Source organism: Peribacillus sp. Hz7, assembly GCF_042136355.1.
Taxonomy (GTDB): Bacteria; Bacillota; Bacilli; order Bacillales; family DSM-1321; genus Peribacillus; species Peribacillus asahii_A.
Map to the genome: position 1 here is coordinate 1 of NZ_JBHHJV010000057.1, position 1,389 is coordinate 1,389.

Annotated in this window: 1 protein-coding gene and 1 pseudogene; one reads left to right on the forward strand and one right to left on the reverse strand. The window is 31.5% G+C overall.

The window, feature by feature from the left end; genetic code table 11:
* A pseudogene (locus ACE199_RS23465) lies at nt 1-166 on the reverse strand (IS110 family transposase); the annotation flags it as partial.
* A 301-nt stretch (nt 167-467) separates the two neighbouring features.
* On the opposite strand from ACE199_RS23465, the gene ACE199_RS23470 reads away from it, so the two are divergent.
* Nucleotides 468-911: a universal stress protein gene (locus tag ACE199_RS23470; protein WP_375351916.1), complete on the forward strand. Its 444-nt coding sequence runs from the start codon at nt 468-470 to the stop codon at nt 909-911.
* Nucleotides 912-1,389: the final 478 nt, after the last annotated feature.

Below are 1,389 nucleotides of genomic sequence, written 5' to 3' on the forward strand. Positions count from 1 at the left end.
ATCCATCAAAGCCAGGCTTTGTATTTTCAAAGTATAAAGGTTTCCCAAACTCCATTCCTCTAAAGTCCTGTGCACGTGCAACATGTTTCGATTTGGCAATATCAACACCGACAATAAGTGTTTGGGAAGTGATTTGAGCGATTTTTTGATTTGGGTTATAATTCATAGTGAGCCTCCTGGTATGCGAATAAGTAGTCCTTTTTGCCGGCAAGCTTTAGGACCCTCTTATCATACCAAGAGGTATTTTTTATGTTCAAACCCTCTATTTCTTCATTACAGGAATGCTGCCCGATTGTTGAATAGAATGAATCACATTTTTTTAACAACTTTATTATTTTTCAAACGACTTTATTGTAAATAAAACAACTTTTTTAATATTCACAAAATTGTCTCAATATTCACAAAATTGTTTCAAATCCTTTTCATCGCTATTGTTATAATAGATTTATAAAAGGAGGAGATATATCATGAGTGAACATTATAATACTATTTTAGCAGCTGTTGACGGTTCCAAAGAAGCAGAATGGGCTTTTAATAAAGCGCGTACAATTGCCAAAAATAATAATGCAAAACTAATTTTAGCGCATATAATTGATACAAGAAGTTATCCGATTATTGAAGAATACGATACAACTATTCGTGATCGTTCTGAAACATTCGCTAACGATCTTGTTAAAAAATATAAAGAACAAGCAGAAGCTGCTGGTATAGCAAATATTGAAACAGAAATCGTATTCGGTTCTCCTAAAGCACAACTTTCAAAAGAATTACCTAAAAAGCATAATGTAGACTTAATTGTCTGTGGTTCAACAGGTCAAAACGTAGTAGAACGTTTCTTAATCGGTAGCGTATCAGCAGCTATTGTTCGCCATTCTCGTTGTGACGTTGATATTGTTCGCACTAATGATTAAGAAGCTTAATAACAAATATTGTACATAAAAAACCTTGCTCCAAAAGGGGATGCAAGGTTTTTTACATTGCTTATTAAACATACTGCGAAACTTCCATATTAGTTAAATTTCTTTTTATTGTATTTATAAAAGAAAATTTTGGGTAACGGTATATATTGTAAAATCCCTCTTGAACTATACTGGCCCGATTGTTGAATAAAGAAATACTCTACAAAATAGGTCTTTTTATCAAACTTTTTTGCAAATTATCAATCTTTATTTTAAATCAACAATAATCTGTGTTCAGGCAACTTTCACCTCTAATTTGTTTTTCTTTCTCTATATAATTCATTAAAATTCAACTTTTCTAATACTTCTGTGTTTGATAAGTTAGATTTGAGCCACTTTTACACGATTTGATCACATAAAAAATGAGCCACCTAATTTCCAATTCTATAAACCTCTCTTATGATAGAAAGTGACCAAACTTACTACATTT

Coding starts and splice junctions, on each gene's coding strand:
- ACE199_RS23470 (WP_375351916.1), top strand. CDS start 468: ATGAGTGAACATTATAATACTATTTTAGCAGCTGTTGACGGTTCCAAA.